The organism is Plesiocystis pacifica SIR-1 (genome assembly GCF_000170895.1).
Lineage (GTDB): Bacteria > Myxococcota_A > Polyangia > Nannocystales > Nannocystaceae > Plesiocystis > Plesiocystis pacifica.
The window spans coordinates 1-25,333 of sequence record NZ_ABCS01000127.1; the positions used below are offsets into that span (position 1 = coordinate 1).

At 70.4% G+C, this 25,333-nt stretch carries 28 protein-coding genes and 1 pseudogene; 17 read left to right on the forward strand and 12 right to left on the reverse strand.

All coding sequences use genetic code 11. The features are described from left to right. Positions 1-439, reverse strand: a pseudogene (locus tag PPSIR1_RS36590) (peroxidase family protein); the annotation flags it as partial. Between the two features lie 146 nt (positions 440-585). On the opposite strand from PPSIR1_RS36590, the gene PPSIR1_RS36595 reads away from it, so the two are divergent. Both PPSIR1_RS36595 and PPSIR1_RS44845 read left to right on the forward strand, forming a co-directional pair. After that, positions 586-1,659: an LVIVD repeat-containing protein gene (locus tag PPSIR1_RS36595; RefSeq protein WP_006976321.1), complete on the forward strand. Its 1,074-nt coding sequence runs from the start codon at positions 586-588 to the stop codon at positions 1,657-1,659. A gap of 22 nt (positions 1,660-1,681) precedes the next feature. After that, the gene (locus PPSIR1_RS44845; RefSeq protein ID WP_157596367.1) at positions 1,682-5,293 is read left to right on the forward strand and encodes a serine/threonine-protein kinase; all 3,612 of its coding nucleotides are present in this window, start codon (positions 1,682-1,684) and stop codon (positions 5,291-5,293) included. Positions 5,294-5,363: 70 nt separating this feature from the next. Here PPSIR1_RS44845 and PPSIR1_RS36605 read toward each other — a convergent pair whose 3' ends face one another. Next, the gene (locus PPSIR1_RS36605; RefSeq protein WP_006976323.1) at positions 5,364-6,251 is read right to left on the reverse strand and encodes a glycerophosphodiester phosphodiesterase; all 888 of its coding nucleotides are present in this window, start codon (positions 6,249-6,251) and stop codon (positions 5,364-5,366) included. A 146-nt stretch (positions 6,252-6,397) separates the two neighbouring features. Between PPSIR1_RS36605 and PPSIR1_RS36610 the strand changes: the two genes are divergently transcribed. The 5 genes from PPSIR1_RS36610 to PPSIR1_RS36630 all read left to right on the forward strand — a co-directional run bounded on the left by PPSIR1_RS36610 (position 6,398) and on the right by PPSIR1_RS36630 (position 14,060). Then, positions 6,398-7,597 (forward strand): hypothetical protein, encoded by a 1,200-nt coding sequence (locus PPSIR1_RS36610; RefSeq protein ID WP_006976324.1) that lies wholly within the window; start codon positions 6,398-6,400, stop codon positions 7,595-7,597. Continuing rightward, positions 7,594-7,887, forward strand: coding sequence for a hypothetical protein (locus PPSIR1_RS36615; RefSeq protein WP_006976325.1), 294 nt, complete (start codon positions 7,594-7,596; stop codon positions 7,885-7,887). The genes PPSIR1_RS36610 and PPSIR1_RS36615 overlap by 4 nt, the downstream gene beginning before the upstream one ends. A gap of 114 nt (positions 7,888-8,001) precedes the next feature. Beyond that, positions 8,002-9,198 carry a S8 family peptidase gene (locus tag PPSIR1_RS44850; RefSeq protein ID WP_157596368.1) on the forward strand — a complete coding sequence of 399 codons (1,197 nt, stop codon included), beginning with the start codon at positions 8,002-8,004 and terminating at the stop codon, positions 9,196-9,198. 181 nt (positions 9,199-9,379) lie between these two features. Further along, positions 9,380-12,859 (forward strand): hypothetical protein, encoded by a 3,480-nt coding sequence (locus tag PPSIR1_RS44855; RefSeq protein ID WP_006976327.1) that lies wholly within the window; start codon positions 9,380-9,382, stop codon positions 12,857-12,859. Positions 12,860-13,073: 214 nt separating this feature from the next. Further along, a complete protein-coding gene (locus PPSIR1_RS36630) occupies positions 13,074-14,060 on the forward strand; it encodes a hypothetical protein (RefSeq protein WP_006976328.1) in 987 nt (328 codons plus the stop codon). 67 nt (positions 14,061-14,127) lie between these two features. Here the strand turns inward: PPSIR1_RS36630 and PPSIR1_RS36635 are convergent, their stop codons facing one another. From PPSIR1_RS36635 to PPSIR1_RS36680, 10 genes are all read right to left on the reverse strand, one after another. After that, positions 14,128-15,843 (reverse strand): FG-GAP repeat domain-containing protein, encoded by a 1,716-nt coding sequence (locus PPSIR1_RS36635; RefSeq protein ID WP_157596369.1) that lies wholly within the window; start codon positions 15,841-15,843, stop codon positions 14,128-14,130. 68 nt (positions 15,844-15,911) lie between these two features. Next, complete coding sequence (locus tag PPSIR1_RS36640) at positions 15,912-17,063, reverse strand: PI-PLC domain-containing protein (protein WP_045117475.1); 1,152 nt, start codon at positions 17,061-17,063, stop codon at positions 15,912-15,914. A gap of 2 nt (positions 17,064-17,065) precedes the next feature. Further along, positions 17,066-17,944: a hypothetical protein gene (locus PPSIR1_RS36645; RefSeq protein WP_006976331.1), complete on the reverse strand. Its 879-nt coding sequence runs from the start codon at positions 17,942-17,944 to the stop codon at positions 17,066-17,068. A gap of 180 nt (positions 17,945-18,124) precedes the next feature. Continuing rightward, positions 18,125-18,523: a hypothetical protein gene (locus PPSIR1_RS36650; RefSeq protein ID WP_157596370.1), complete on the reverse strand. Its 399-nt coding sequence runs from the start codon at positions 18,521-18,523 to the stop codon at positions 18,125-18,127. A 158-nt stretch (positions 18,524-18,681) separates the two neighbouring features. Continuing rightward, positions 18,682-18,942, reverse strand: a complete 261-nt coding sequence (locus PPSIR1_RS36655; protein WP_006976333.1) for a hypothetical protein — start codon at positions 18,940-18,942, stop codon at positions 18,682-18,684. Positions 18,943-18,952: 10 nt separating this feature from the next. Then, the gene (locus tag PPSIR1_RS36660) at positions 18,953-19,138 is read right to left on the reverse strand and encodes a hypothetical protein (protein ID WP_006976334.1); all 186 of its coding nucleotides are present in this window, start codon (positions 19,136-19,138) and stop codon (positions 18,953-18,955) included. Beyond that, the gene (locus PPSIR1_RS36665) at positions 19,138-19,359 is read right to left on the reverse strand and encodes a hypothetical protein (RefSeq protein ID WP_006976335.1); all 222 of its coding nucleotides are present in this window, start codon (positions 19,357-19,359) and stop codon (positions 19,138-19,140) included. Before PPSIR1_RS36665 ends, PPSIR1_RS36660 begins: the two co-directional genes overlap by 1 nt. Positions 19,360-19,450: 91 nt before the next feature. Continuing rightward, a complete protein-coding gene (locus PPSIR1_RS36670; RefSeq protein ID WP_006976336.1) occupies positions 19,451-19,840 on the reverse strand; it encodes a RebB family R body protein in 390 nt (129 codons plus the stop codon). Positions 19,841-19,935: 95 nt separating this feature from the next. Further along, a complete protein-coding gene (locus PPSIR1_RS36675) occupies positions 19,936-20,208 on the reverse strand; it encodes a helix-turn-helix transcriptional regulator (RefSeq protein ID WP_157596371.1) in 273 nt (90 codons plus the stop codon). A 3-nt stretch (positions 20,209-20,211) separates the two neighbouring features. Then, entirely contained in the window at positions 20,212-20,982 is a 771-nt protein-coding gene (locus tag PPSIR1_RS36680; RefSeq protein WP_006976338.1) for a M48 family metalloprotease, read from the reverse strand. A gap of 284 nt (positions 20,983-21,266) precedes the next feature. On the opposite strand from PPSIR1_RS36680, the gene PPSIR1_RS36685 reads away from it, so the two are divergent. The 10 genes from PPSIR1_RS36685 to PPSIR1_RS36730 all read left to right on the forward strand — a co-directional run bounded on the left by PPSIR1_RS36685 (position 21,267) and on the right by PPSIR1_RS36730 (position 25,318). Beyond that, complete coding sequence (locus PPSIR1_RS36685; protein WP_045117476.1) at positions 21,267-21,674, forward strand: hypothetical protein; 408 nt, start codon at positions 21,267-21,269, stop codon at positions 21,672-21,674. A gap of 26 nt (positions 21,675-21,700) precedes the next feature. Further along, complete coding sequence (locus PPSIR1_RS36690; protein WP_006976340.1) at positions 21,701-22,405, forward strand: RebB family R body protein; 705 nt, start codon at positions 21,701-21,703, stop codon at positions 22,403-22,405. 29 nt (positions 22,406-22,434) lie between these two features. Continuing rightward, positions 22,435-22,770 (forward strand): RebB family R body protein, encoded by a 336-nt coding sequence (locus PPSIR1_RS46990; protein ID WP_006976341.1) that lies wholly within the window; start codon positions 22,435-22,437, stop codon positions 22,768-22,770. A gap of 88 nt (positions 22,771-22,858) precedes the next feature. Continuing rightward, positions 22,859-23,179, forward strand: coding sequence for a RebB family R body protein (locus PPSIR1_RS36700; protein WP_045117477.1), 321 nt, complete (start codon positions 22,859-22,861; stop codon positions 23,177-23,179). 41 nt (positions 23,180-23,220) lie between these two features. Continuing rightward, positions 23,221-23,541 (forward strand): RebB family R body protein, encoded by a 321-nt coding sequence (locus PPSIR1_RS36705; protein WP_006976343.1) that lies wholly within the window; start codon positions 23,221-23,223, stop codon positions 23,539-23,541. 67 nt (positions 23,542-23,608) lie between these two features. Continuing rightward, complete coding sequence (locus PPSIR1_RS36710) at positions 23,609-23,929, forward strand: RebB family R body protein (protein ID WP_006976344.1); 321 nt, start codon at positions 23,609-23,611, stop codon at positions 23,927-23,929. Between the two features lie 53 nt (positions 23,930-23,982). Next, on the forward strand, positions 23,983-24,294 hold the full coding sequence (locus tag PPSIR1_RS36715) for a RebB family R body protein (RefSeq protein WP_006976345.1): 312 nt from the start codon (positions 23,983-23,985) through the stop codon (positions 24,292-24,294). A 103-nt stretch (positions 24,295-24,397) separates the two neighbouring features. Continuing rightward, entirely contained in the window at positions 24,398-24,706 is a 309-nt protein-coding gene (locus PPSIR1_RS36720) for a RebB family R body protein (protein WP_006976346.1), read from the forward strand. A gap of 33 nt (positions 24,707-24,739) precedes the next feature. Next, positions 24,740-24,964, forward strand: a complete 225-nt coding sequence (locus tag PPSIR1_RS36725; RefSeq protein WP_006976347.1) for a RebB family R body protein — start codon at positions 24,740-24,742, stop codon at positions 24,962-24,964. A gap of 9 nt (positions 24,965-24,973) precedes the next feature. Continuing rightward, positions 24,974-25,318 carry a RebB family R body protein gene (locus PPSIR1_RS36730; RefSeq protein WP_006976348.1) on the forward strand — a complete coding sequence of 115 codons (345 nt, stop codon included), beginning with the start codon at positions 24,974-24,976 and terminating at the stop codon, positions 25,316-25,318. Positions 25,319-25,333: the final 15 nt, after the last annotated feature.

The window sequence follows — 25,333 nt, forward strand, 5'->3', positions numbered from 1 at the left end:
ACATGTCGAGCAAGTTGACGAAGAAGTCGTGGCTCAGCACCCCCGGCCGTGAGATCAGCACACCCTGCTTCGAGCCGCCGTGGGTCGCCCCGAGGGCCCGCATGCCGCCGACGAGCGCGGTCATCTCGGGCGCGCTCAGGGTCAGCAGGTGGGCCTTGTCGAGGAGCAGGCGCTCGGCGACGGCCTCGGAGCCGGCGCTCGCGTAGTTGCGGAAGCCGTCGGCCCCAGGCTCGAGCACGGCGAAGGACTCGACGTCGGTCTGGTCTTGGCTCGCGTCGGTGCGCCCGGGGGTGAAGGGCAGCTCGAGGCTGTGCCCGCCCGCGGCCGCGGCCTGCTCCACCCCGACGTTGCCGCCGAGCACGATGAGGTCCGCCATCGACACCTTATTGGCCCCGCCCTGCCCCTCGTTGAAGGCGCGCTGGATCCCATCGAGCACGCTCGACTGCTAGGGTCTGGGCGAGGCCAGCCGTTCGAAGCGGCCGCAAGACTGCCATGTACCGCCCAGTTTTCACTATGCGAGGCCAGCAGCTGCTGGCTTGCCTGCTCGTTGCTTGCGCTGCTGCCTGTACCTCCGCGGAGAGCGAGGTGGACTCGGACTCCAGCGAGACGTCGAGCGATGCCGACGATGCGCTCGATGGGGAGACGGAGACGGAGACCGAGGGCGAGACGGAAACGGAGACGGCGACCGAAACCGAGTCCGAGGGCGAGACGGAGACCGGAGCGGAGACGGGCGGAGCTGGCGAGCTCGAGCAGCTGAGCATGTTCGGGGATTGGCCGGCCCTCGGGGTCGCGCATCGTGACGACCTCGTATTCGTCGCGGCCGCGAACGCCGGCTTGCACATCGTCGATGTCCAGGACCCGTCGAGCCCCGTCGAGCTGGGCGCGGTGGGGGGTCCTGGGGTGGCCTACGAGGTCGTGCTGGTGGGGGACTACGCTTACCTCGCGACCTGGAACGGGGGCCTTTGGGTGGTCGACGTCTCGGATCCCGCGAACCCCCAGGACGCGGGGGCCCAGGCGACCACGGCCTTCGCTCGGGGTCTGACCGCCGCCGACGGGCACGTCTACGTCGGCTCGATCGACGGGGCCTTTGGCGACTCGGATCCGACCAACGGCGTCGAGGTGTTCGACATCTCCACCCCGGGCGCGCCCCAGCTCGTGGGGGCGGTGACCACCCAGGGCTGGGCGGGGGGCGCCGCGGTCGTGGGCAGTTGGGCCTTCGTCGCCGACGGGCCCGGAGGCATGGGCGTGCTCGACATCAGCGCGCCCGCCAGCTTGCAGCTGGTGACCTCGGTCCCGACGCAGGTGCGCGCCTACGGGGTCGCGGCCGAAGCCGGCGTCGCGGTCATCGCCGACAACGCCGGGGACCTTCGAGTCATGGACATCTCGAGCCCCGAGGCGGCCAAGGAGGTCGGTTCGCTCTCCGTCGACGGGCTGGCCTACGGGGTCGCCATCGACGGCGACGAGGCCTGGGTCGCCTGTGACGACGGCGGCGTGAACATGCCCGGGACCCTGGTCGTCGCCGACATCTCGGATCCCGCGAGCCCCACGGTCAAGGCCTCGGTGCCCACGTCGAATCGGGTGTGGGGCGTGGCGCTCTCGGACGCGTTGGCGTTTGGGGCGGGGACCGAGGGCGGGCTGATGGTCTTCAGCCGGCCCTAGTAACTGCTACCCTGTGCCGGCCTTGTCCCGCCCTCCGCTCAGCGAAGAGGAGACCCTCGCACCGCCCCCGAGCGAGGAGCCGACGATGGTGCCGGGGGCGTCCTCCTCCGAGGCGGCCGGGTGGAGCGTCGACGACACCTTCGACGTCTCGAAGGCCTCGATCGGCGAGGATGCGACGCTGCTCGCCGCCGCGCCAGGCCAGGCCAGCGAGGACTCCCTCGCCCAGGCCCTGCGGGCTCTCGGTGGCGCGAGCAAGGCTGCGCTCGCGAGCGGCGAGCGCTACCGGCAGACGAAGCTGCTCGGCCGCGGGGGGATGGGCGAGGTCTGGCTCGTCGACGATCTGCGGCTCGAGCGAGACGTCGCGCTCAAGCGGATCCGCTCCGAGGGCAGGCCTCGGGCGGAGGTGCTCGCGCGCTTCCTCCGCGAGGCCCAGCTCAGCGGCAGCCTCGAGCACCCGAACATCGTGCCGATCTACGATCTGGGCGTCGACGGGGAGGGCGCGCTGTTCTTCACCATGAAGCGGCTGCGCGGGCGCAGCCTCGCCCAGCTCCTCGACGACGGCGCCCTCGGATCGGTCCATGAGCGGCTGACGATCTTTCGCAAGGTCTGCGACGCGGTCGCCTTCGCCCACGCCCGCGACATCATTCACCGCGACCTCAAGCCCGACAACGTGATGGTCGGGGAGTTTGGTGAGGTCATGGTCCTCGACTGGGGCCTGGCCAGGCGCCTCGGTGAGCGGACGACGGGCGCCTCGAGGATCGAGCCCGCGGCGCCGCTGGGCGAGGCGCCCCCCGAGGGGGAGGGCAGCAGCAGCGAGGGCGCGCTGACGGTCGACGGGGCGTTGATGGGCACGCCGGCGTTCATGGCCCCGGAGCAGACCCTCGGCGAGCACCACCTCGTCGACACCCGGACCGATGTCTACGCCCTCGGGATCCTGCTCTACGTGTTGCTCACCGGTGAGCGGCCGTTCCGGGGCTCGGTGGCCTCGGTCTTGTTTCAGGTCTCACGCGGGGAGTTCGAGCCGCCGAGCGCCCGGGCCTCGGTCGCCCGCGAGCTCGAGGCCATCGTGCTGAAGGCGATGGCGCTCGAGGCCGACGACCGCTACCCGAGCGTGGCAGAGCTCAGCGCGGACATTCAGGCCTACCTCGAGGCCCGGCCGGTGTCGGTGGTCCGCTACAGCTGGCTGCAGCGGGTCCAGAAGTGGGCGGCCCGCAACCGCACCACGGTCGCGGCAGCGACGGCGACGGGGGCCGTGGGGCTGTCGGCGTTGATGGTCGGCGGGGTGCTGTACCTGCGCGACGTGGCGGCGGCGCGCGACCGGGCCGAGCGGGCGCGAGACGAAGCCACGCTCGCCCGTGACGAGGCGACCGCGTCGCGCGACGAGGCGACGGCGGCGCGCGACCGAGCCCTCGAGGCCGAGCGCGAGGCCCAGGTCCGCGAGGGCGAGGCCCAGGTCGGCCTCGGGCTGGCGCTCGCGCGCGGCGGCGAGTTTCGTGACGCCGTCGGGCTCCTCGACGCGGCGCGCGAGAGCTTCGCGCGGGCCGAGGCCTCGTCGGTCGCCGTCGACCTCGTCTCCGCTTGGGTCGACGGGCAGAACCCGCCCCCGCTGGCCCGTTTCCAGCTTCCGAGCGAGAGCTGGGTGGGAGGGGCGAGCGCCGACGGGCATCGGATTGTCTGGCAGCACCGGACGCGCGCGGGGGTCTACGACTGGCTGCTTGGGACGCGTCTGTTCGAGGGCGAGCTCCCCGGCTTGCTCGAGCGCGGCGTCGGGGTTCAGGGCGAGGACTTCATCGCCCTGGTTCGGGGCGACGCTGGCGTCGAGGTCCGGAGGCTGCTCGACGACGCCCTCGTGACCACGCTGCCCGAGGGCGCCTCGCACCGGCTGTGCCGCGACGGTGAGCACGTGATGATCGAGGACCACGAGGGCCGGCTGCAGCGCTGGTCGCTCTCGGCTGGGGAGGCCCGCGGGGCCTCCTTCGAGTGTGGGCGGCCGAACTCGGTGAGCGGCGATTGTGGCCGAATCACCTGCGACCCCGATCGGGTCCCGACCCACGCCCGAGCTGCGCGCACGCAGGTGTGGGACGCGGTGAGGGGCCGCATGCTCCACGACCTGCCCGGGAGCAACACCAAGAACATCTCCCACGACGGACGGCTCTTGGTCCTCAGCTTCGAGCACAGGGGGGTCCAGCTGTGGGACCTCGACCGCGGCCAGATGCTGTGGCACGACCCGACCCCGGCTCGGACGGGGTCGGGCTACTTCTCGGCGGACGGCCAGCGGATCTACGCCCAGAACGCGAAGCTGAGGGTTCACGAGTGGACCCGCGAGGGCGAGTGGCTCGGCGAGCGGACCCTCGACGGTCAGCTGCTCCCCCTGGCCCTCGACGAGCCCTACTGGCTGACCCACACCGAGGAGACCGTGTCCGCGTGGAGCACCGGGCCCGGGGCCCACGCCCAGGTCGACGCGGCGGTCGAGTTCGTGAGCTCCGGGGACGTCGGCGAGGGGGAGCTGGTCGAGCTCTTCGTCGGTCGACCGAACTCGATCGTCGATCCGTTGACGGGCGCGACCCTCGACGAGCTCGGGGAGGGTATCGAGGGCCAGCGGCTCCGCGTCGACCTCGACGGCCAGGGCCGGGCGGCGCTCATCGCCGCGCTCGGTGAGGCGTGGCGCTTCGACCTGACCCAGTCGAGCGCGCCCCTGGGGCAGCTAAAGCTCGACCCCGCGCTCGGCAAGCTCACGGCGGTGCGGATGCTGCCCGGGCGCGCCGCCGCGCTGATCGGCGACGCCGAGGGGGTGCTGCACGTGTGGGACTTCGACCAGGACGCCGTCGTCGCGCGCCACGACACGGGCCAGTACATCTGGGAGATCGACGTCGACGCCGGGGGCGCGCGGGCCTACGTCTCGGGCCGGATCGCCAGCCAGACCTCGGTGACCGTCGTCGACCTGGCGACCGGGGCCAAGCACTTCGAGTCCCCGCACTCCCGCTCGGCCTACGGCGTCGCGGTTGGCGAGCGCGGGGAGCAGACGCTGTTCGCCGTGGGCTCGCAGCACGGTCACGTCGAGGTCTGGGGCGAGGTCGAGGGCGAGGTCGAGGCCCTCACGGTCTTGCGCGAGGCCCCGGTCCCGATGATGAGCCTCGACTTCACGCCCGACGGTGCGCTGTTGATGGCCAACACCTACACCGGCGAGCTCTTGCTGTGGTCGACGCAGACCTGGCGACCGCTCCCGGCCTTGCCCGTCGAGCTGCCCCGCGTCACCGCCAGCTTGGACAGCCGGCGCCTGCTCGGCGTCAGCCGGATCTTCGATCTCGACCTGGGCGCGCGCAGCGAGGCCACGCGCCTGGGCTTCCCTGCCCGCGAGGGGGAGAGCGCAGAGCAGCGCATGAACCGAGCCATCGCAGGTCTGGCGCTGCAAAAGGCCTGGGCGGCCGCCGACGCGTTGATCGGGCGAGCCCGGGCCGAAGGCGTGGCCATCGACGAGCTGCTCGCGGCTCGCATCGCGTGGAAGCGGGGCCAGCCCGAGCGGGCCCTGATGGCGCTCGAGCGCGTGGATCCTGGGCGGGTGTCGAACGCTGCGGAGCTGGCGATCTGGCTGCGGATCGTCCGCGACGCCGTGGCAGCGCGCCGAGGCGACTGAGTTTTGTTCTGCCCCACAGCGAGCTGGGGACTGGGGCGCTTCGTCGCCATGCGCTCCTCTGCTCGAGTCGCTACTCGAGGCTCGCCAGGAGCTGATCGGGCACGTCGGTGATGATCGCGTCGACGCCCCACTCGCGCAGCTGCGTCATGCGGGCGGCGTCGTTGATGGTGTAGACCATCACGGTGTAGCCGCGCTGTTTTTGGCGCGCGACCCACTCCGCCGTCACGAAGGCGTCCCCGCCGATGAGGATGTCGGGCTGAGCCTGGGCGTTGAGGCCCAAGTTCTGCAACACGCGCTTTTCGGGCCACGAGAGGTCGGCGTCCTCGAAGGTGCCCAGGAGCTGCCCGCGGCGCAGCTCGGGGGCGAGGAGCCGGGCCTGCTCGAGGATGTAGGGGTCGAAGGAGCTGAGCAGGACCTCGTCCTCGAGCTCGTGGGCGCGGACGAGCTCGACGACGCCGGCGGCGAGCTCGGCCTTGAGCTCGGTGGTCTTGAGCTCGATGTCGATGACGACGGCGCCGCCGTGGCGGGCGAGGACCTCGTCGAGGGTGGGCAGCGGCTCGCCGGCGAACTCGGGGCTGAACCAGGAGCCGGCGTCGAGGGTGCGGAGGGTGTCGAGGTTGGCCTCGCCGACCAGCCCGGCGCCGGTGGTCGTGCGCTCGAGGGTGTCGTCGTGGAGGACGACGACCTCGCCCGTGGCCGCGAGGGTGACGTCGAGCTCGAAGGCCACGCCGAGCTCGACGGCGGCGGCGAAGGCCGACTGGGTGTTCTCGGGCGCGACGGAGGAGAAGCCGCGGTGGGCGACGACGGGCGGGCCGGTCAACAGGTGGTCGCAGGGGCGGGGCTCGTGGGGGACGACGTACTCGAGCCCGCCGCCGCCCAGCAGGGCGCCTCCGGCGACGAGCGGGAGCCCCACGAGCGCCGACGTGACGCCGACGAGCAAGCGCGCGCGACCGGACATCGCCCGACTGTGCCCGAGTCTCGGCGCGCTGCCAAGCTTCTGCTGCTGCGATGCTGCATCCCGCTGCACGGGACTTGCACGGGATTGCGCCGATCTCGGGTTGTCCTCGCCCGCTCTTCGTTCATCGCTCGCGCTAGACCGCAGGTGTGCCAACACGACGGGAGTTCCTCGGCGGCGCGGCGTGCCTGGGGCTGAGCGCCCTGGGCTGGCGCGCGGCCGCACCGCGACTGTTCACGCCCGAGACCGCCGGGCTCTACGGCGACGCCCCCCTGCCGGCCTGGGTCCTCGCGCTGGTCGAGGGCCAGCTGCAGACCTGGGAAGGTCGGGACCGCAGCGCGCTGCTGGCGATGCGCTCGACCAACCCCGAGTGGGACTTCATGGGGCGGACCTTCCTGGTGCTGGCCCTGGCCAACCTGGCGCTGCGCCGACCCGCCGACGCGCCGCGCTACCTCGACGTGGCCCGGGGCATCGTCGCGGCGACCCTCGAGGCCGAGTCCGAGGCTTCGATGTACTTCTTCTTGCTGCCCTACGCGCGCGCAAAGCCATGGCGCTGCGGGGGAGGGGAGGGCGCGCGCAGCCTGTTCGTCGACGGCGAGCTGCTGCTCATGCTCGCCGCCCTCGAGCTCGTCGAGGCCGGGGCGACCCTCGCAGGGGTCGCGGTGCGCGAGCACATCGAAGCCCGGGCCCAGCTCGTCGCCGCGCAGATGCGGGCCGGCCCAGGCCTGAGCGCCGAGAGCTACCCCGACGAGTGCTGGACCTTTTGCAACACCACGGCGCTGGCGGGCTTGCGCGTGGCCGAGGCGGCGGGCGTGTCGGTGGACGCCGCGCTGCCCGGAGACTGGCTCGCGCAGGCTCGGGCGAGCCTGGTCGAAGCCAACAGCGGGCTCTTGGTGTCCAGCTACACCTGGGACGGCGAGACCCTCGACGGACCCGAGGGCAGCTCGATCTGGATGGCCGCCCACAACCTTCAGGTGATCGACCCCAGCTTCGCGCGCGGGCAGTACGAGCGCGCCCGAGCCACCCTCGGGCGCAGCGTCATGGGCTTTGGCTACGCCCGCGAGTGGCCCAGGCGCGGCGAGGGAGCCATGGACGTCGACTCGGGCCCGGTCCTTCCCCTGCTCGACGCCAGCCCCGGCTCGAGCGGGCTCGCGGTCCTGGGCGCCCGCGCCTTTGACGATCGGGCCTACCTCGAGGGCTTGCTCGCGGCCCTGAACTACGCGGCCTTTCCCGACGACGCGGGCGGCCGCCTGCGCTTTCGAGCCAGCAACGCCGTGGGGGACGCGGTCCTGAGCTACGCGCTGTGCTCGGGTCCGCTGTGGGCCCGGGTCCTGGGGGTGCTCGCGTGAGCGGCCAGAGCTGGCGCGAGCTCGGCCTGCGGGCGTGGGTGCTCGTGCTCAGCGCGCTCGTGGCCGCGGGCTGGGGCGCCATGGAGCTCGCGGGCTGGGGCCAGGGGCTCGAGGCGCTGACGGGCATGCGCCCGGCTGGTGGGGCCGGCGCGGCCGCGCGGGGCCTCGTCTACGCCTTGACCTGGATCGGGGTCAGCGCGGTGGTGCCCATCGCGTTGGGGGCGGTCTCGCTGTGGACCCTCGCCCGCGCGCTCGGGCTCTTTGGAGCCCGAGCGTCGGCGGCCGAATGAGCGCGAGCGAGGTGTGCTTCGGAGGTGCTCGGAGGGTCGGCCCAGACGAGTTCAGGCCGACCCTGCAATTGTGCTGCGTTGACCCCGACCTCGCCTCGAGCCCACACTCTCGGGGTGCGACTGAGCTGGGGACTCCGGGCGGTTGGGGTGGGCTCGCTGTGGCGCGCGGGCGTGCGGGGCCAGGGGGTCGAGATCGGTCACCTCGACAGCGGCGTCGCCGAGCACCCGGTCCTCCGCCGGCGGGTGGCGGCCTTCCTCGACACCGACGCGCGCGGCCGCCCGGCTGGCGAGCACCCTCGTGACGAGCTCGGCCACGGCACGCACACCGCAGCGATCGTCTGTGGCGGGAGCGTCGAGGGCCTCGCGATCGGCGCGGCCCCCCGCGCCCGGCTGCGCTCCGCCGCGGTCATCGACGCGGGCGACAACCTCGTACGCATCCTCCGCGGCCTCGACTGGCTGCGCGGCTCGGGCGTGCGGGTCCTGTGCATGGCTCTGGGCTTCGAGGGGGACAACCCCGTGCTGTGGACGATGCTCGAGGCCCTGCGCCGGGAGGGGGTCCTGAGCGTGTGCGCGATCGGCAATCATGGGCCCGCTCGACCCCTGTCCCCCGCCCGCTACCCTGGGGTGCTGTCCGTGGGGGCGATCACCGAAGCGGGCGAGGTCCCGGGCTACTGCGCGCGGGTCCTCGACGACGCGGGTCGCTGCGTGGCGCCGGCCCTGCTCGCCCCCGGCACCTTCGCCTCGGCCGACTCCCGCGGTGAAGGCCTGCGGACCATGGGCGGGACCTCGCAAGCCTGCGCGCTCGTAGCTGGGATCGCGGCGCTGCTCGCCTCGGCGCGTCCGCGCGCGACCCCGGGGCAGCTGGCCTCGGCGCTGATCCGCGGCGCGCGACCCATCGAGGGCCTCGAGTCGCGCTGCCGCCATGGGCTCGTCGACGCTCGGCGGGCCCTCGAGCTCCTCGGCACCCACGGCCAACGGGGCTTTGGCCCGCGACCGGTCGAGCCCCCCTTTTTCCGTGATCCCGCCCTCATGAAAACAGCACGTTTGGGGTCCAGCTTTTCGGGGGGGGTTGTCCGCTGCATCGTGATTGCGTCGAGCCGTGCTGCCGATCACCCTCTCGAGGGACGGGCGGCATCGATCCTCGCGCGGGTGTCCAAGGCCACTCGCCAGCAGCCCAAGGCCGTCGAGTACTTCCCTGTCGCACGCGCGGCCGTCGTCGAGGCCTCCCCCCGCTTCATCCACGCCTTGGCCATGGATTCGCGCGTACGCGTGCTCAGCCCCACTCGGGCCGAGAACCGCTACCGGCTGTGAGCCCGCCCCTCGGTGCCGGGTACTCGGAACCTCTCGCGGCTGTGAGTCTCGCACGCGTCAGTGTTTCCACGGCTGCAGCTCCAGCAGGGCGAGAGAACATATATTGGGTTCAAGGTATGTGGATTGTGAGGGGATGCGCTCGGCCTGACTTGGGGCGAGACTTGCATGGGTCGGTGGGGCAATGGCCGGAAAAACCACGAAAAAAGATGCCGACAAGCTGCGCAAGGCGATAGAGAGCGCCCGGAAGGCAGCAGGGAAAAAGACCAAGCCCAAGAAGAAGGCCAAGCCCAGGAAGAAGGCCAAGCCCAAGAAGAAAGCCGCGCCGAACGAGAAAAGGCCCACCTTCCCGGGCGCCAAGGGCAAGGCTCGCAAACGCCGCCCGAGCAAGCGACCGGCCAAGCCCCCTGTCGTTCGCAAGACCATCGCGCTCACCAACCGCACGCCCTTCCCCGTCAAGATCTTCGCGTCTGGGACCAAGAAGGGGGAGGCGCAGGTCCTGTGCGTCGTCCCGGCCTACAGCAGCAGCAGCGTGACGGCGCAGGTCGGGGACACCCTCACGGCCAAGATCCCCTCCCTCGATCGTGTCGCGGCCACGCTGAAGGTCGCCGATACGGGCGGGCAGCGCATCGACGTGACCGAGCGAGCCCTGCGCTCGAACAAGGCCGGCAAGACCATCGAGGTCCTGCTCGACGCCCCCGTCCGCAACTGCGCGCTGTTCCGCGTGGACGGACGCGGCGCCCACAAACCACTGCCCGACCGCATCCACGCGAGCGGTCGGCCCGTCAAGCTTCGCCTGCCCGTGGGCTCGGTGATCCGCGGCGCGGACCCGGATCGCCGGGGCACCTACTTTTGGCTGATCGTCACGCCCTCGGGCCAGCCCAACTTGCTGGGTCTGACCTTCAGCACCGGGGTCGGTTGGGACGTGCGCGCCGAGCAGGGCGAGGTGGTGATGTTCCTCGACCTGGGTCTGCCCAAGCTCGACAAGGCGGCCTCGGCCTCGGCCAAGAACCCCTTTTGGGTGCGCCTGCACGGCGACGTCGAGGACCTCTCCAGCCTGTTGAGCTCGCAGTACTGCAAGCTCCCCACCCGCATCGACGTCAACCCTCACCCGGTCGACCTTCGGATGTACGCCGAGCGGGGCGAGAAGACCCGGGCCGCGAGCCTGGACGAGCTGTGCGCGACGGCGGCGGCGAGGCGCCAGAGCAAGGCCAAGGGCCGGGCCAAGCCCAAGCTCGAGAGCAGGGCCGTGCGCGTGCTGGCCGCGGACACGGGCCCAGGCACGGTCGCGGGGCTCTACCCCCGCTCGCGCTTTCGCGGCGAGGCGGTCCCCTTCGAGCACAGCCGAACCGGCGCGCTCATGGGCGCGCTGAAGACCCTCGGCTCCGTGGACATCGCCGTCCCGGTCGAGGCCAAGAGCGTCGGGCTGCGCACGCTCAGCTCGCTGAGTGAGGACTACGAGTACGTCCGCGGTCGGATGCGCAAGGTCTCGCGCTTCCGCACGACGGTGCAGGTCGAGGACCCCGAGGTCAAGGAGGTCGAGATCCGCTCGTGGGAGGACGGCGCGCGCATCCGCGTGGGCGGCAAGCACTACGTCGTCGGCCCCGAGCGCCCCGTCCGCGTCGCGCCCAACGGCTTTGGCCGGGTCGTGATCGAGATGGAGCCCACGGGCGCTGGGGCCCCGGAGCTGATGCTGCGCACCGACGCCATGATGCGGGACACCCACATCGACGTCTTCCCGGACCAGGAGATGCACGAGAAGATCGCGCGCATGCCCCAGGACGCGCTGTTCGAGTCCGGGCTCGTCGACAAGAAGAAGGTCTCGAAGCAAGACTGCGCCGCGGTCCAACAGACGATCCAGTGCCTGTCGCGGGCCATGACCCACGGCCAGAGCGAGACCCGCGACGGACGCCAAAATCACCGCGACGTCGACGCCTCGGCCATGGATCACGAGCACTTCGCCTTCGGCACCGATCCCAAGACCGGCAAGGTCCGTCACGAGCCCCTCGACCCGGCCGCGGCCGCGATGCGAGCCGCGCAGGCCCAGGCAGGCCTGGCTCAGTCCGTGCTCGGCGAGATCGGAAAGGTCGCCCAGTTCATCGTCGGCAAGCCGCAGCAGGGCGACCCGGAGAAGCTCGGCGAGGCCATCGTCGACGGGCTGATCCCCGGGGGCGCCGCGACCCGGCAGGGCCTCGAGGTGACCTTCGAGTTCCTCGAGGAGAACGTCCCGGCGATCCGCGTGCTGGTCAACACCTCCAAGGCCATCGGCGAGCTGATCGGCAAGGCCATCGACGCCATCGAGGTCGGGGTCCAGGAATTCGTGGACTGGCTGCGCTTCGCCTTCGACTGGGGGGACATCCAGCGGACTCAAAAGGTCGTGATCGGCGTGTTCGACGACTTCATGGGCGCGATCAAGTCGGGGGCGAGCTCGCTCAAGGGCACGGTCAACGCCGAGTTCGACAAGCTGCGCGAGCTGATGACCAACGCCCGCTCGGACGGCGGCGCGAGCCTCCGCGCGCGGCAAAGCGACAACGACGGCAACAACCTCATCACCGAGGTGTTCTCCGAAGCCACGGAGAAGCTCGAGTGGATCGTCAACTGGGTGTCCGAGCACCTGACCATGGGCGAGTCGGACTTCTCCCGAGAGCTGTCCCGGCGCCTCGCCAAGCTCCCGAGCAACTTGATCGAACCCCTCGAGCGCCTCGACGACGTCGACGACGACGTCAAGCAGTCGTTCGCCGACCTCGGCGACACCCTCGAGGCCTTGTCCAAGGGCGACCTGAGCACCGCCTTGGTCAAGCTCGGCGACCTCATGCTCGCCGTCGGCGGGGCCCTGCTCAACGTGCTCAACACGGTCAGCGACGTGCTCTTCGAGCTGTTCATCGCGGCCATCGAGATCATCGAGTTCGTGTTCAACTACCGGCCCAAGCTCCTGGAGCTCCGGGCCTTCAACCAGGAGATCTTCGGCGGCGTCGAGATCCCCTCGATCATCGAGCTCGTCGCGCTGATCATCGCGATCCCGGCCACGGTCAGCCACAAGATCCAATTCGGCGTCGCGCCCTTCCCGGAGACCTCGCTGGCGGCCAACGCCTGGGACGAGTTCACGGACTTCCTCGGGGACGTGGAGCTCTCGTCCAAGTACTGGGTGCTCGCCTGGGCGACGGGGGTCGGCGGGCTGATGAACCAGTACACGATGACGATGGCGCTGCTCGACCAACCCAAGACCTCGGGCAACCTGAACATCCTGGGCGGCATCGTCGCGGGGGCGAAGGTCATCTTCTACGTGATGATCGCCTTCATCTACGACAAGCCGATCTACAGTATTTTGGCGGCCATCTTGGGCGGCATACGGGCGATCGTTGGCTGCATCGACGCCGTCTTGATTCAAAACGCGGGGACCTCGGCGGGGGGCTACAAGCGCGCTTGCCTGTTCGACGGCATCTACGGGGCGCTGTGCGTGGTCGTGGCGATCGCCGCGATCGCCGACGGGGAGGACCCCTGGATCGCCACCGCGAGCATGCTGATCGGGGCAGGGCACGTGGCGCAGCTGTGTGTGTTCGGGAGCGCGATCGTGGCCGTGGTGGGCATCGCCGCCACGGCCCCGATCGCGTGGAGCGCGAGCGGCATCTACTTCCACCTCGCTGGACAACAACAATCGGCCTGAGCGAGGCCGTCTCCCGGGCCGAGGAGCGCTGTCCCGCGCTCTTCGATCTGGGAGGGGTCACCGTCGCGGGCGGGGGCTGGACGGCGTCGCGCCCCCGTCAGGGCGCGCCCGGCCGGCGAACCTCCGCCGGCTCACTCGAATTTCACGGGACTTGACGCCAAGTGACGCGATCGGGGCGAGACAAACCGGGCTGAGCCCGGCACCATGGGCCTGCATGGTCGACGCCACGCTTCAATCGTTCCGAGCTACTTCCGACGCGACCGTAGAATGGCTGCTCGCCAGCTCTCGGGAGGACGGCTCACTGAGCGAGGCGAACGACGAGCCCCGCAGCTACGCCAAGGCCCCGCTCTTGTTGCTGCTCGCCGGCCACGGCCGTCGCTGCCAGCGGATGCTCGACCACCTCGCTGGACGGCACCAACGCCCGGACGGGAGCTTCGTGGCCGGAGTGGTGGAGGAGGACCCCTCGGTCGATGGTTGGCTGGTCATCGGCTCCCAGCGAGCGGGGCGCTTCGATCTGGCTCGCGTCGGGTGGGCCCACCTGCGCCGCTACGCCCACCCGGGCCTGGGCGGCTTTTGCCGCGCGGGCCACCACAGCGGCGACGGGGACAACATCGTCGATCTGGCGACGACCGCCCAGCTCGGCCTCGCGGCCCTGTACTGCGGCGAGCTGCCCCTCGCCCTCGCGGCGGGTCACTGCCTTCGGCTGTTCTGGGAGCGGCAGGCCGATCGCTCTCGCCTGCGCCTGCAGATGGACGACGCTGGCGACCTGCTCGAGACCTGGAACGCGCGCGAGATCCAAAACCAGGTGATCGACCCCGAAAAGCCCGATCAAAATTGGGCCGCGCTCGGCTACGCGATCGCGTTCTTGGTCCAGCTCGGCCGCGCGACGGGCAACGCCAGCCACCTGTCCACCGCGCACTTGCGGACCGCCCGATCCTTCGCCTCCTTCGTCCTCGAAGGGGACCGCTTCGAGCGGGTGCTGGCGAGCCACACCGCCCACGGCCTCGGCTGGGGCCTGGCGCTGCTCGCCCGCGTCACGGGCGAGTCCGACTACCGCGAGTTCGCCTGGCGGATCGCCGGGGTGCTGCGCGAGCGGCAGGAGTCCGACGGGACCTGGCTGCCCGACGCCGACCCGCGCTCGCGCTTCGAGCAGAGCATCGAGGCGGCGCTGTGGCTCCGCGAGATTGCCCAGCTCGGTTGAGGCCGGGCCCTCGGGCATGTCCAGCCTCGAGCGTCGAGGTTTGACGGGGGCTGACGCCATGCCCGGCTCAGGGAGCCCCGAACCACAGCTGGTGCTCGCCGCTGGCGAGCTCGGCGAGGAGCTCGTCGCGGCCGTCGCCGTCGAAGTCGCCCAGGCTCAGCTCGACGATGCCCGGGCCGAGCTCGAGGTCGCTGACGCAGGTGGGCTCGAATTGGCCGTCGATGACGTCCACGGCGATGACGCTCGCGGTGCTCGAGTCTGCGTGCGAGGTGATGGCGTGGCGTCGCTCGAGGTCGCCGCCGCCGATCTCGTCGAACAGGCCGAGGATCGTCGCTTGCGGGTCCGTGGCCAGCTCGACGTAGCGGCGGCCGCCCATGGGCCGGCCGAGGACGAGGGCGCCGTGGGGACCGGCGGAGCCCGTCCAGCTGTGGCCCTCGACGCTCCCGCCTCCAACGACGCCGCGGAACAGCTCGAGGTCGGCGCGCGGGCGTAGGGAGACCAGGAGCTCGCGGTCGACGCCCTCGAAGTCGAGGATGTGGATGGTCTCCCAGCTTCCTCCGCCGGGGGCCTCGCTGGCCGTGGCGCTCTGGCAGTAGGCCGGCGCGTAGGCCTCGGGGAGGAGCCGGCCCAGCTCGTACTCCGCGGCGTAGTCGGTGGTCCAGACCAGCTCGTACTCCGACGCGCCGTGGTGGAGCCACCAGTCCCAGGACGCGGCGCCCTCGCTCCCGCCGCGGGTGAGCAGATCGACGAGCCCGTCGCGGTCGATGTCGACGAGCGCGGCCGAGGTCGGCGACGAAGGTAACTCGACGCTGGCGACGCGGGCGGGGGCGGGCCCGGTGGCGTAGATCGAGACGCCCATGGGCCGCGCCGTGGTGAGGAGCAGCTCGTCGACGCCGTCGCCCTCGAGGTCTCCGCGGGCGAGGCGCGTCGGGACCTCGCCGGGCTCGAGGCTCAGGGGGGTCGGGGAGCCAAAGCCGAGCTCGGGGGCTCGTGGGTCGGCGAGCTCGAAGCTGTCGATGCCGCCGTCGGCGAGGCGCAGGAGCTCTTCGTCGCCGTCGCCGTCGAGATCAAAGACCATGAACTGAAGCTGCTCGGCGCCCGCGCTCAGATCTTGAATGGGGGCGGGGGCGAGGGCGAGGGCCTGGGCGCAGGCGGGGGGCTGGGCCAGCCACTGGCAGCGGCCCACGGCGCACAGGGCCCCGGGCGCACACTCTTGATCTTCGAATTCGAGGTAGTCGCAGGCTCTCGGCTCGCACACCCCCAGCTCGGCGTCGCAGAAACGATCGCTCCAGTCCGCGCGGCAGTCTTGATCGTCGACGCAAGGGCTCGTCTCGACGCAGTCACCCCCGACGCAGGCGAGCCCGGGCAGGCACTCGTCGCTCTCCTCGCAGTCGGGCTCCGGGAGGTCGAGGGTCAGGGGCGGGGGCGTCGGCCGAGCGCCGCGAGCGAAGCCCTCCGCCGAGGCCGCGCGGGGGCCCTGCCCCGAGCGCGCGCCCTGGTCCTCGCACCCGCACCCGACGCAGGCGCACGCTCCGTCGACGCAGACCTGTCCGAGGCCGCAGTCCGACTCGAGGGCGCAGGGGAGGGGCTCGGGCTCACCGCCAGTTCCGTCGTCGCTGCCCGTCGAGCCCGCCTCGGTGCCCGCCGAGGCCTCGTCCGTTCCGGACTCGTCGCCCACCGTGGCGGGCCCGTCTTCGAGGCCAGGGTCGGGTGCGCAGGCCAGGGTCACCCCGAGCGCCACGAGGGAGAGGGGTCGGGTCGAGGGCGCCGCTGAGGTCCGCATGCTCCAAGCTCGACACCAGACTGGGCAGAAATTACGGACTGGGCGAGGGCTGGCCGGGAGGCTCCAGCTCACCAGGTCATCGGCCGCACCGGGCCGACGTTGAGCTGGGCGGCGAAGGCCACCGGCATCGCCAGGCCCGTGAAGGGCGAGCCGAGGTTCACGTAGCGGTGCGAGGCGTAGTGATCGACGTAGAGGATGTTGATCTGGTTGTCCGTCCCCGGGACGTAATTCCACGCCGTCCACGCCTGCCCGGCGCAGGCGCTCACCCGGCCGTCGGCCCGCACCACGCGGTCGCCCACGGAGAACACTCGGGGCAGGGCCGGGTTGCTGCGGGCGTTGGCGGCGGTCAGCGGGTCCGAGTAGGGCTGCGGGGTGAGGGTCCAGGAGAACAGGTGCAGCGTCCCGTTGACTCCGCCGGCCGCGTTCGGGGTCCAGTTTCCGGCCTGCTGGGCCCAGGCCTCGTTGACTCCGCTATAGGGATAGTTGGCCCGGTTGTTCAGCTTGGTGAGCTGGTCCGCCTGCAGCGCGGCGAGGTCGTTGGTGTTCGCGTATTGATCGAACAGGTAGATGGGGTTCGCCGCCGGGGTGTACTTGGGCGAGAGCACGAACAAGCCGGCGGGGAGGCTGGCCATGTTGGCGGTGACGTAGGCCTCGCGCCGCTGGTCGAGGGCGCCGTCGTAGAGCACGGCCACTCGCGACGCGGTGACCCCATTGGCGTCGGTGAGGATCGTGTCGTAAGGGGCGTCGAAGAGGTTGAGCGCAGCCTGGGTGTGGGGCACCAGGTGGTCGCCCAGGATCTGCTGGAGCGCGTCGATCAGCGCCTGGTGGTCGGCGTCTTTGAACGGCATCGCCCAGCCGAAGTGCGAGAGGTTGAGGATGACCAGCTCGCGGTCGGTGGCCTGGAGGGCGCCGAGGAAATTGGCGACCTGGGCGAGGATGCCGGCGGGGCCGTCGAGGCGTCCGCCGGTGTAGGGCCCGTGGAAGGTCCAGAATTCGCGGCCGCCGACGTAGCTGGCCTGATAGGGGCGCAGGTCGAAGTAGCGGATCCCGCCCGCGAGCTGGTGGCCGACGTCCTGGGTCTGGGTCCGGGACAGCATGTTGCCGAAGGCGTGGTCGACGTAGCAGCCGGCGTCGTGGGTGCCGGGGATGGTGATCTGGTGCAGCGGCCGCTGGCCGAAGCCGAGCCCGTCGGTCCCGTGCAGCTGGGTCATCCATGGCATGGCTAGCGCCCTCCCTGGGTGAGGATGAGGCGCAGCGTCGGCAGGCCCGCGGCGTCGGTCGTGGTCGACTGGCTGACGACGAAGCTGGGCTGGCTGCCGTAGGGACCGAGGCGGCGGAGCGTGGCGGAGCCGAGGGCCGCCCGCTGATCGTAGGTGAGGGTGACGGTCTGCGGCGGGGCGCTGGCGATCTTGGCGGTCATCGTCACCGAGGCCGAGCGCCTCGCGGTGGCCAGGTCGGCCTGGGCCTCGAGGGAGCCGAAGGGGGCGAGAGGGGTGTCGCAGAAGCTGCGATCGGGGCGCGCTGTGGTCGAAGCCCAGTCGCGCGGGTCGGCGATCTTGGCGGTGAGCACGACGGGGAAGGGCGTGTTGTTGGCGAGCGAGGTCCCCGTCGGGGTGGCCTCGCCCGGGGGCTTCCCGGTGCCCGGGGGGAGCGCAGGGGTGCTGGGGACGCTGGCGTCGAAGCGGCAAAAGTCGCCCAGCCAGCTCGTCAGCGCGAGCTTGGCCGCGTTCAGGGTGTCGCGGGTATCGTCGATGGTCTGCTTTTGCGCGTCTGACTTGAAGGGCTTGGCTTCGACCAGGGCCGCGACGCAGCTGTCGAGCTCGGCGTCGAGGGCCGCGGCCCTGGCCTCGACGCGCTCGACGGCGGGTCCGCGGGGGCCGGGGCTGGGCACCTCGACGAGGGGGCGGTAGGCGGCGAAGGCCTGCTGCAGCTGAGTCGTCGCCGCGTTCAGGCGATCCGGCCACAGGTCGGTGACGGACTTGGCCGCGTCGGTCACCGCCGGGGTCCAGGCCGCGTTGATGGGGTTGACGACCTCGCGGGTCAATTTGGTCTCGAGCCCGGCGAGGGCCAGGCGTCGCTCATTCAGCGTCTGTGTGGTCATCGAGCCTCGCTAGACACTCGACGGTCGAGGCGGCGAGTCGTGAATCACCGCTTGGCGATGGAGGGCACAAAAAAGAGCGTCGCAAGCCCGCCCGGCGAAGATCACACAGCTCGATCTTCGACGTACGGACCGCGACGCTCGTGAATGGAGCGGCCCGGGCCCGGCCTCCGCCCGCGACGCTCAGTCTCGACAGCCGCAGTCGCGGTCGCGACTGCGCTCGCGCTCGGGGTCGCGGCCCCGGCCTCGGCCCTCGCGGGCGGGCTCGCAGCTGAGGTTGCACTTGATATCGTCGCTCAGCCCGTCGATGAACTGGGTCATGGCGCGGGCGCAGGCGTGCAGGTGCTTGGCGCAGCGCTCGTCCTCTTGCCAGGGGGGCAGGGTCGAGCCCTTGGGGCGGTAGACCATCCGCTGCGCGCGAGCATTCATCTCGGCGCCCAGCGAGAGCTGAGTCTCACGCAACTCGATATAGTTCTCGAGCACGTGCCTCAGCTTCGATTCACAGTTGTCGGGGCAGATATTGACCACGATCTCGGTCATATAAATAATCGTGCTCTCCCCGAGGCTGATGAATTTGGCCATGGCGCTGGCATGGTCGCCCTTGAACTCCGGGTCATCGATGAGGCTCCATGTTCGCCTCACCTCTCCGAGTTGTTTGCTCCGTGTGTCCAACCATGCTGCAGTCATGTCTGTCCTCGATCTGGTTCGCTGGGTAGACGGGTGTTGCCGCCGCTTGTGAATCAAAGCAGCGCCGTCGCCACGCCGGCCGCGGCCGCGCTGGCGGCCGCAGAGGTCACCGCGGCGGCGGCCTTGGTCGCCTCGGCGATGGCGATGACGGGGATGTACTGCAGCTGCCCCTCGCCGACGACCTTGGCGACAGCGGCGGCCGCGGTCGCGTCGGACAGGGCCTGCATGCGCTGGAAGTAGTCTTGGGCGTCGACGATGGCGAGGGCCGAGGCGGCGGTCACCAGGGGCTGGGTGCGGGTGCTGGCCTCGCTCACGGTCCAGGCCTCACGAGCCGCCCGCCGCCTTGGCGATCTGGGCGAGGGCCACGAGCATCGCGGCCTTGGCGATCTCGTCCATCTGTTGGTGGAGCTTTTGGAGGGTCTCGGTGGAGATGGCGATGTCGTCGTCGAGGACGCCGTAGACGACCTGGATCGCGTTCTCTGGCGCGTCCGCGAGGGTCTTGGCGGCCATCAGGGCGCGCCTCCGCCCGCGCCTTCGCTCGCATTGGCGGGAGCGTCGACGGACCCGCTGGCCACGGCGACGCCGCGCTGGGCGAGGGCGTCGAGGAGCGTCGCTTGGCGGTCGAGGGCGGCGACCCAGCGCTGCTGCCCCTGCTCGAGGCACTGGTCGGCGGTGGCGGCCAGGCGGGTGTAGGCGGCGCTGCCACTGTCGAGGCGGGGGTCGTCGGCCATGGTCGATCGTCGCTGCTTTGGAGAGGGGAAAAAACTCGCGCGACCGTGTTCACGGATCGCGGCCGCGCGCGTCTAGGATGGTGAAGGCGCCTCAGGACACGCTCGGCGGATCGGCGCTGGCGGCCTGGCTGCGCAGCCCCTTGACGAACTGTTCGAGCCCCTCGAGGGCCTTCGGATCGCCCATGCTCTCGCCAAAGCGGCTCAGGTACTGCAACACGACGGCGCTGTTGATGGCGTACTGCAGCCCCTGAGCGAACACCGCGTTTTGCATGCCGATGCCGACGGTCTGTCCAGAGGTCTGGTAGAGCGAGGCCATCGCAAAGGCTGGGCTGACGCCCATCAGCCCGTAGTTGAGGTCGATCTGTGTGTCGAGCCTCGCGTCTGGAGTGTCCTCGGCGAGCTCATCTTGGCCTCGAGCTGGCGCCTGCTCTTCTCGCTCCGCGGGGCTCCCCGTGGGCTCCTTGTCGTTCCCATTTCCCATGGGATCGGTCTAGGCGAGCGCGCGCACGGCAGCAACCGCCCCGAGGGGGGGTTGTCGCCCGCGCGCGCAGCGGACCCTCGAGGGGTCTGGAAGAGTTAGAGCTCGTCGTCGAGGGAGCGGCCGATCACGAGGATGAACTCACGGGTGCTCTCGGCCTCGAGCTTTCGGAGGATGCGCTTGGCGTGCCAGCGGACGGTCTCCTCGGACACGGAGGTGATGCACGCGACGTCGATGTAGCGTCGACCGAGCATGAGGTGCTCGCAGATTCGGGCCTCGGCGCGGGTCAGGTGCCCGCTGCGGCACAAGACCTGCGCGGCCCAGGCATAAAATTCTCCGCTGGACTGAAATGGGGGCGGCGTGGCGGGCACAGGTCAATCCTGATTGTCCCGCTCGCCTCCGCGCCCGCGCTTGGGCAGGAGGCCCTCGAAGCCCTGGAGCATCTTCTCGGCACAGGCGCGCACGACCTGGCGGCTCGAGTAGGCGCCGTAGCTTGGGTCGATGAGGTCCTCGACGTAGTCGTCGAGCTCCGAGGGCTTCGGGCGCGGGCGCTCGCCAGCGGGCGAGGGCGGCACGAGTTGGAAGGGGGCCGCGTCGCGGCGGCGTGGATCCGACTTGTCGTCTCGCTTGGACATCACTCGCTCCCAAGGGAGGACGGGCTGGGGCTCCGTCTGTGAACACTCCGCGCAGCCGCGGCAGCTCGCCTCGATGGCGCGGCGCCGCTGCGACGCGGGCGGGTGCGTCGCCGACTCGCGCTCCGGGCCCGAGCCAACTAGACGCAGGTAGGGGACGAGGCTGGCACCCTGCTCGAGCAGCGCCTCGGCCGCCCAGCGATCGGCGCGCAGCTCCTCGGCGTGCGGGTCCTGAACGGGTGCGCCATGGCGGAGGTGGTGGGCGAACTCGTGAGCAGCGACTCCTTTGAGCAGCGCCTCCTTGCACCGGCCGTCCGTTCGACAGATGGACGCGGTGACTTCGCGAGCCCAGTCGGGGTTGAGGGCGATTCGTTGGCCGTCGGATCCGGCGTTGGCGATGCCGTCGTGGATCACGACGGGCGGCGGCGTCGTGCCGCTGCGCGCCGCGAGCTGGACGACGTGCCCCTCGAGGCGAGCGCGCCAGTGTTCGTCGGAGTCCGCGTCCTCGCTCACTGCGGGGACCTCTAGATGGCGAGTCTGAGCACTCACTTTCGCAATATAATGGTGTAGATATAAGCGAGCCAAGTACACCGAAACCTCGGTCAGTTTCCAGGCCCAAATCCATGGATTCATCGGACGCACTTTTGAGGTGACGCCCGATGAAATGAGATGTGATGAGGACCTTTTTTGTTCACAGATCTACGCGGTCACCCGTCTAGCACTCGAGGCCGGCCGACACCCTCTAGCGGCTGTCCTGCCCACTGCGCGTGGGCGTTCACATCAGGTTGCCACGTACGATGTCCGACGAGAAGAACTCCGCGATCTTGGGCTATGTCGACCGCAGTAAAGCGAGCGCCGATCAGGCCGAGCTCGCGTCGGGGCGGACGTCCGCGAGCCTGGCAAAGGTCCAGAAGAACGAAGACGACATTCGAGGCGCCCTCGACCAGCTGCAGCGAGTGCTCGGCGAAATCGAGGCCCTGCCCGAGGCGCCCGGCACCGCGGCGCGGCGCGGCCGTGGAGGGCTCCACAGCTCCGGACGCCCGACCGCGCGGGGGGGGGCCGCGCTGGTCGCGGGGATGCCCGTCGATGAGGTCGTCGCGTCCACGAACCAGCTGAACGCGCTGGTGTTTGGCTGGGTCCCCGCGGCCACGGTCGTGGCGCCCCCGCGGCGCGTCGCCAAGTCGCAGAACCCCGATAATTCCTGAAAACACAGCACAGACGAGAGTTCATCATGAGCGGAGACACCCAACCCGAGTCGGAGACCCTGAAGCAGGAGGCCAAGCTCGCCGAGTCCCACGCGAATCGTGCGTCGGCCTCGGCGACCGCGGCCGCCGAGGACGCGGCCGCGACCACAGAGATTCGCGACAAGGTGCGCAAGGCAGCCTCGGAGGCCGTCGACCACCTCAACAAGATCAAGTCCGGCGGCACCCCGGGCGAGGGCGGAGGCCAGAGCGGAGGCCAGAGCAACGGGGGAGCCCGGGCCCAGGTCGGAGCCCAGAGCGAGGCCGAGGGCCAGGGCTCGCAAGGCCAAGGCCAAGGCGGAGCTCAGGGCCAAGACGGAGCTCAGGGCCAGGGCGGAGCTCAGGGCCAAGACGGAGCGCAGGGCCAGGGCGGAGCGCAGGGCCAGGGCGCAGCGCAGGGTCAAGCCATGCCCGTGTATCCACCCGGGCGACCCGCGGACGAGCTCGTCGCCTCCATCGGCCAGCTCAGCACGCTGCTGATCGGCTCGAGCCCGGCCTTCGCCACGGCCATGCGCAACCAGACCGACGCCATCGCCTCGGGGATGAGCGCGCTCAATGGGGTGGCGAACCAACAGAGCCACTACACCCTCGAGCTCGCAGCGGCAGCGCGCGCGCTGGCCGAGACCTACGCGCCTCGGGCCGCGCCCATGACCTTCAACATCGTCCAGTCGGACGGGAAGACCGACGAGCAGTAGCCGTCGAGGTCCGGAGGGAGTGAGCGATCATGGCCGACAAAGTCAACGAGCAGATTTCGGACAGCGTGAACCAGGTGACGGTGACGACCATCGGCATCGCGCCCGCCCAGGCGATGGCGACGCTGTACCAGACCTCCTCTGCCGCCGCCGCGATGGCGCTGCAGAACGCGGTCCACGCCCAGAACAACCAGTACGCGATCAGCAACGCCGTGATGGTCGAGGCTGTGAACCTGGTCCTGTCCTCGCCCACCGCGGCGACCGCTGCCTCGGCGCAGCAATTCGAGACCGCGCTCAACAGCGTGACCAAGTTCTCCGAGTTGCTCGACCGCGTCGGCGCCAACAAGGGCGGCAAGTCCGGGGGCTGAGCCCGGGCCGTGAAGCTCCAACCAGAACGCTGGCCGCGGCCTCGCGTTCATCTCGAACCCAACCCGCACACTGCCAAGGAGAACAGTCATGCCAGCTACCGTGAATGATCAAATCACCGACTCGGTCACCCAGGTCAATACCAAGGTCCTCGGCGACGCCCCGGCTCAGGCCATGGGCTCGCTGTACCAGACCGCCAGCGCCACCGCGGGCATCGCAATGCAAAACGCGGTGCACGCCCAGAACAACCAGTACGCGATCAACAACGCGGCGACGACCCAGGGCGTGAACCTGCTCTACACCTCGCCTACGGCGGCCTCGGCCGCGGCCTCGACCAAGATCGACTCCGGCTTCGAGGGCGTGCTCGCCAAGCTCGACGGCCTGATCCTCAACACCCGCTCGCTCCGCTAGGAGCCCTCGAGCTTCACCGATCGCACAGGAGAGTATGAATCATGCCCGCCAACGTGAGTGAGCAAATCACCGACTCGATCACCCAGGTCAACACCGAGGTCCTGGGCGACGCTCCGGCTCAGGCCATGGGCACGCTGTTCCAGACCGCGGGCGCGACCGCGGGGCTGGCGATGCAAAACGCAGTGCACGCCCAGAGCAACCAGTACGCGCTCAACAACGCGGCGACGACCCAGGGCGTGAACCTGCTCTACACCTCGCCCACGGCGGCCTCGGCCGCGGCCTCGACCAAGATCGACGCCGGCTTCGAGGGGACCCTCGCCAAGCTCGACGCGCTGATCCTCAACAACAACTCGCTGCGCTGAGGCGCCGCACTCTTTGTCCATCCATTTGTACCCACTGTCAAAACGACACAATTCGGAGAACTGAATCATGCCCGCAACCGTCGAACCGTCCATCACCGACTCCATCACCCAGGTCAACACCAAGGTCCTCGGCGACGCCCCGGCCCAGGCCATGGGCACGCTCTACCAGACCGCCAGCGCCACCTCTGGCATCGCCCTGCAGAACGCGGTGCACGCCCAGAACAACCAGTACGCGCTCAACAACGCGGCCGCCGTCGAGGGCGTGAACCTGCTCTACACCTCGCCCACGGCCGCCTCGGCGGCGGCCTCGACCAAGATCGACGCCGGCTTCGAGGGCGTCATGGCCAAGATCGACGGCCTGATCCTCAACACCCGCTCGCTGCGCTGAACTTCGAGGCCTCGAGCGCGAGCTCGAGTCTCTCCCCTTAGGAGATATCCATCATGGCACTCGATCAAGTCAGCGACTCCATCACGCAGGTCAACACCAAGGTCCTCGGCGACGCCCCGGCGCAAGCCATGGGCACGCTGTTCCAGACCGCCAGCGCCACCAGCGGCATCTCGCTGCAAAACGCGGTGCACGCCCAGAACAACCAGTACGCGCTCAACAACGCGACGGCCGTCGAAGGCGTGAACCTGCTCTACACCTCGCCCACGGCCGCCTCGGCGGCGGCGTCGACCAAGATCGACGCCGGCTTCGAGGGCGTCCTCGCCAAGCTCGACGGCTTGGTGTTGACGACCCAGGCGCTCCGCTGAGCGCCGCCGCGCCGGGGCGGACCACCGCCCCGGCGTACCCCGATTTTCTTCGCGCTGGGGGGCGCGCGCTCGCGACCCCAGCATGCATTGACCGGAGCTTCCCATGGCCCTCGACCAAGTCACCGACTCGATCACCCAAGTCAACACCTCGACCCTGGGCGTCGCCCCGGCCCAGGCCATGGCGACGCTCTACCAGACCGCCAGCGCCAGCGCGGGCCTTGCGATGCAAAACGCAGTGCACGCCCAGAGCAACCAGTACGCGCTCAACAACGCGACCGCGGTCCAGGGGGTCAACCTGCTCATGGGCAGCTCGACGGCGGCGGCCGCCGCCGCGGCGACCAAGATCGACGCTGGCTTCGCGGGCATCCTGGCCCGGCTGGACAGCTTGATGAGCGTGGTGAGCGGGCAGTAGTCGAGGGGCGGCCAGGGCCGAGGAGAGTGAGCGATGCCGGATCAAGTCAACCCACAGATCACGGACTCGCTGACTCAGACCAACACCAAGGTCGTCGCGGAGGCCCCTGCCCAGGCCATGGCCATGGCCTACCAGATGCTGGCCCAGTCCGTGGGCCACTCGATGCAAAACGCGACCATGACCCAACAGAACGTTCAGACGATCGCGTCGGCGGCGACCGCCAAGGCGGTCGAGTTGATCACCAAGATAGGCACCTGAGGCTGAGCCATGCCCACGACCGTAAATCCGCAAGTCGTCGACGCCGTCACGACCACCCAGGGCCTGGTGTTCGGCAAGGCCGAGGCGCTCTCCCTCGAGCTGGTCCGCGCCCAGGTCACCCAGTCCCTGGGCCTCGCGATCACCGACGCGACCGACTACATGCGCAACATGAGCGCGATCAGCAGCGCCGCGGCCGGCGTGGCGTTCAAGAAGCTGCTCGAGGATCCGACCGACGCCGGCGCGGCGGCGGTGCTGACCCAGGCGAACACGGCGGTCCAGAACGCGACGGCCAACTTGACCCAAGTCGGCACCGCGGTCGCCAGCGTGCTCGAGGCCTGGCCGTCAGCCGAGTGAGGCGGTCGCGGAGGC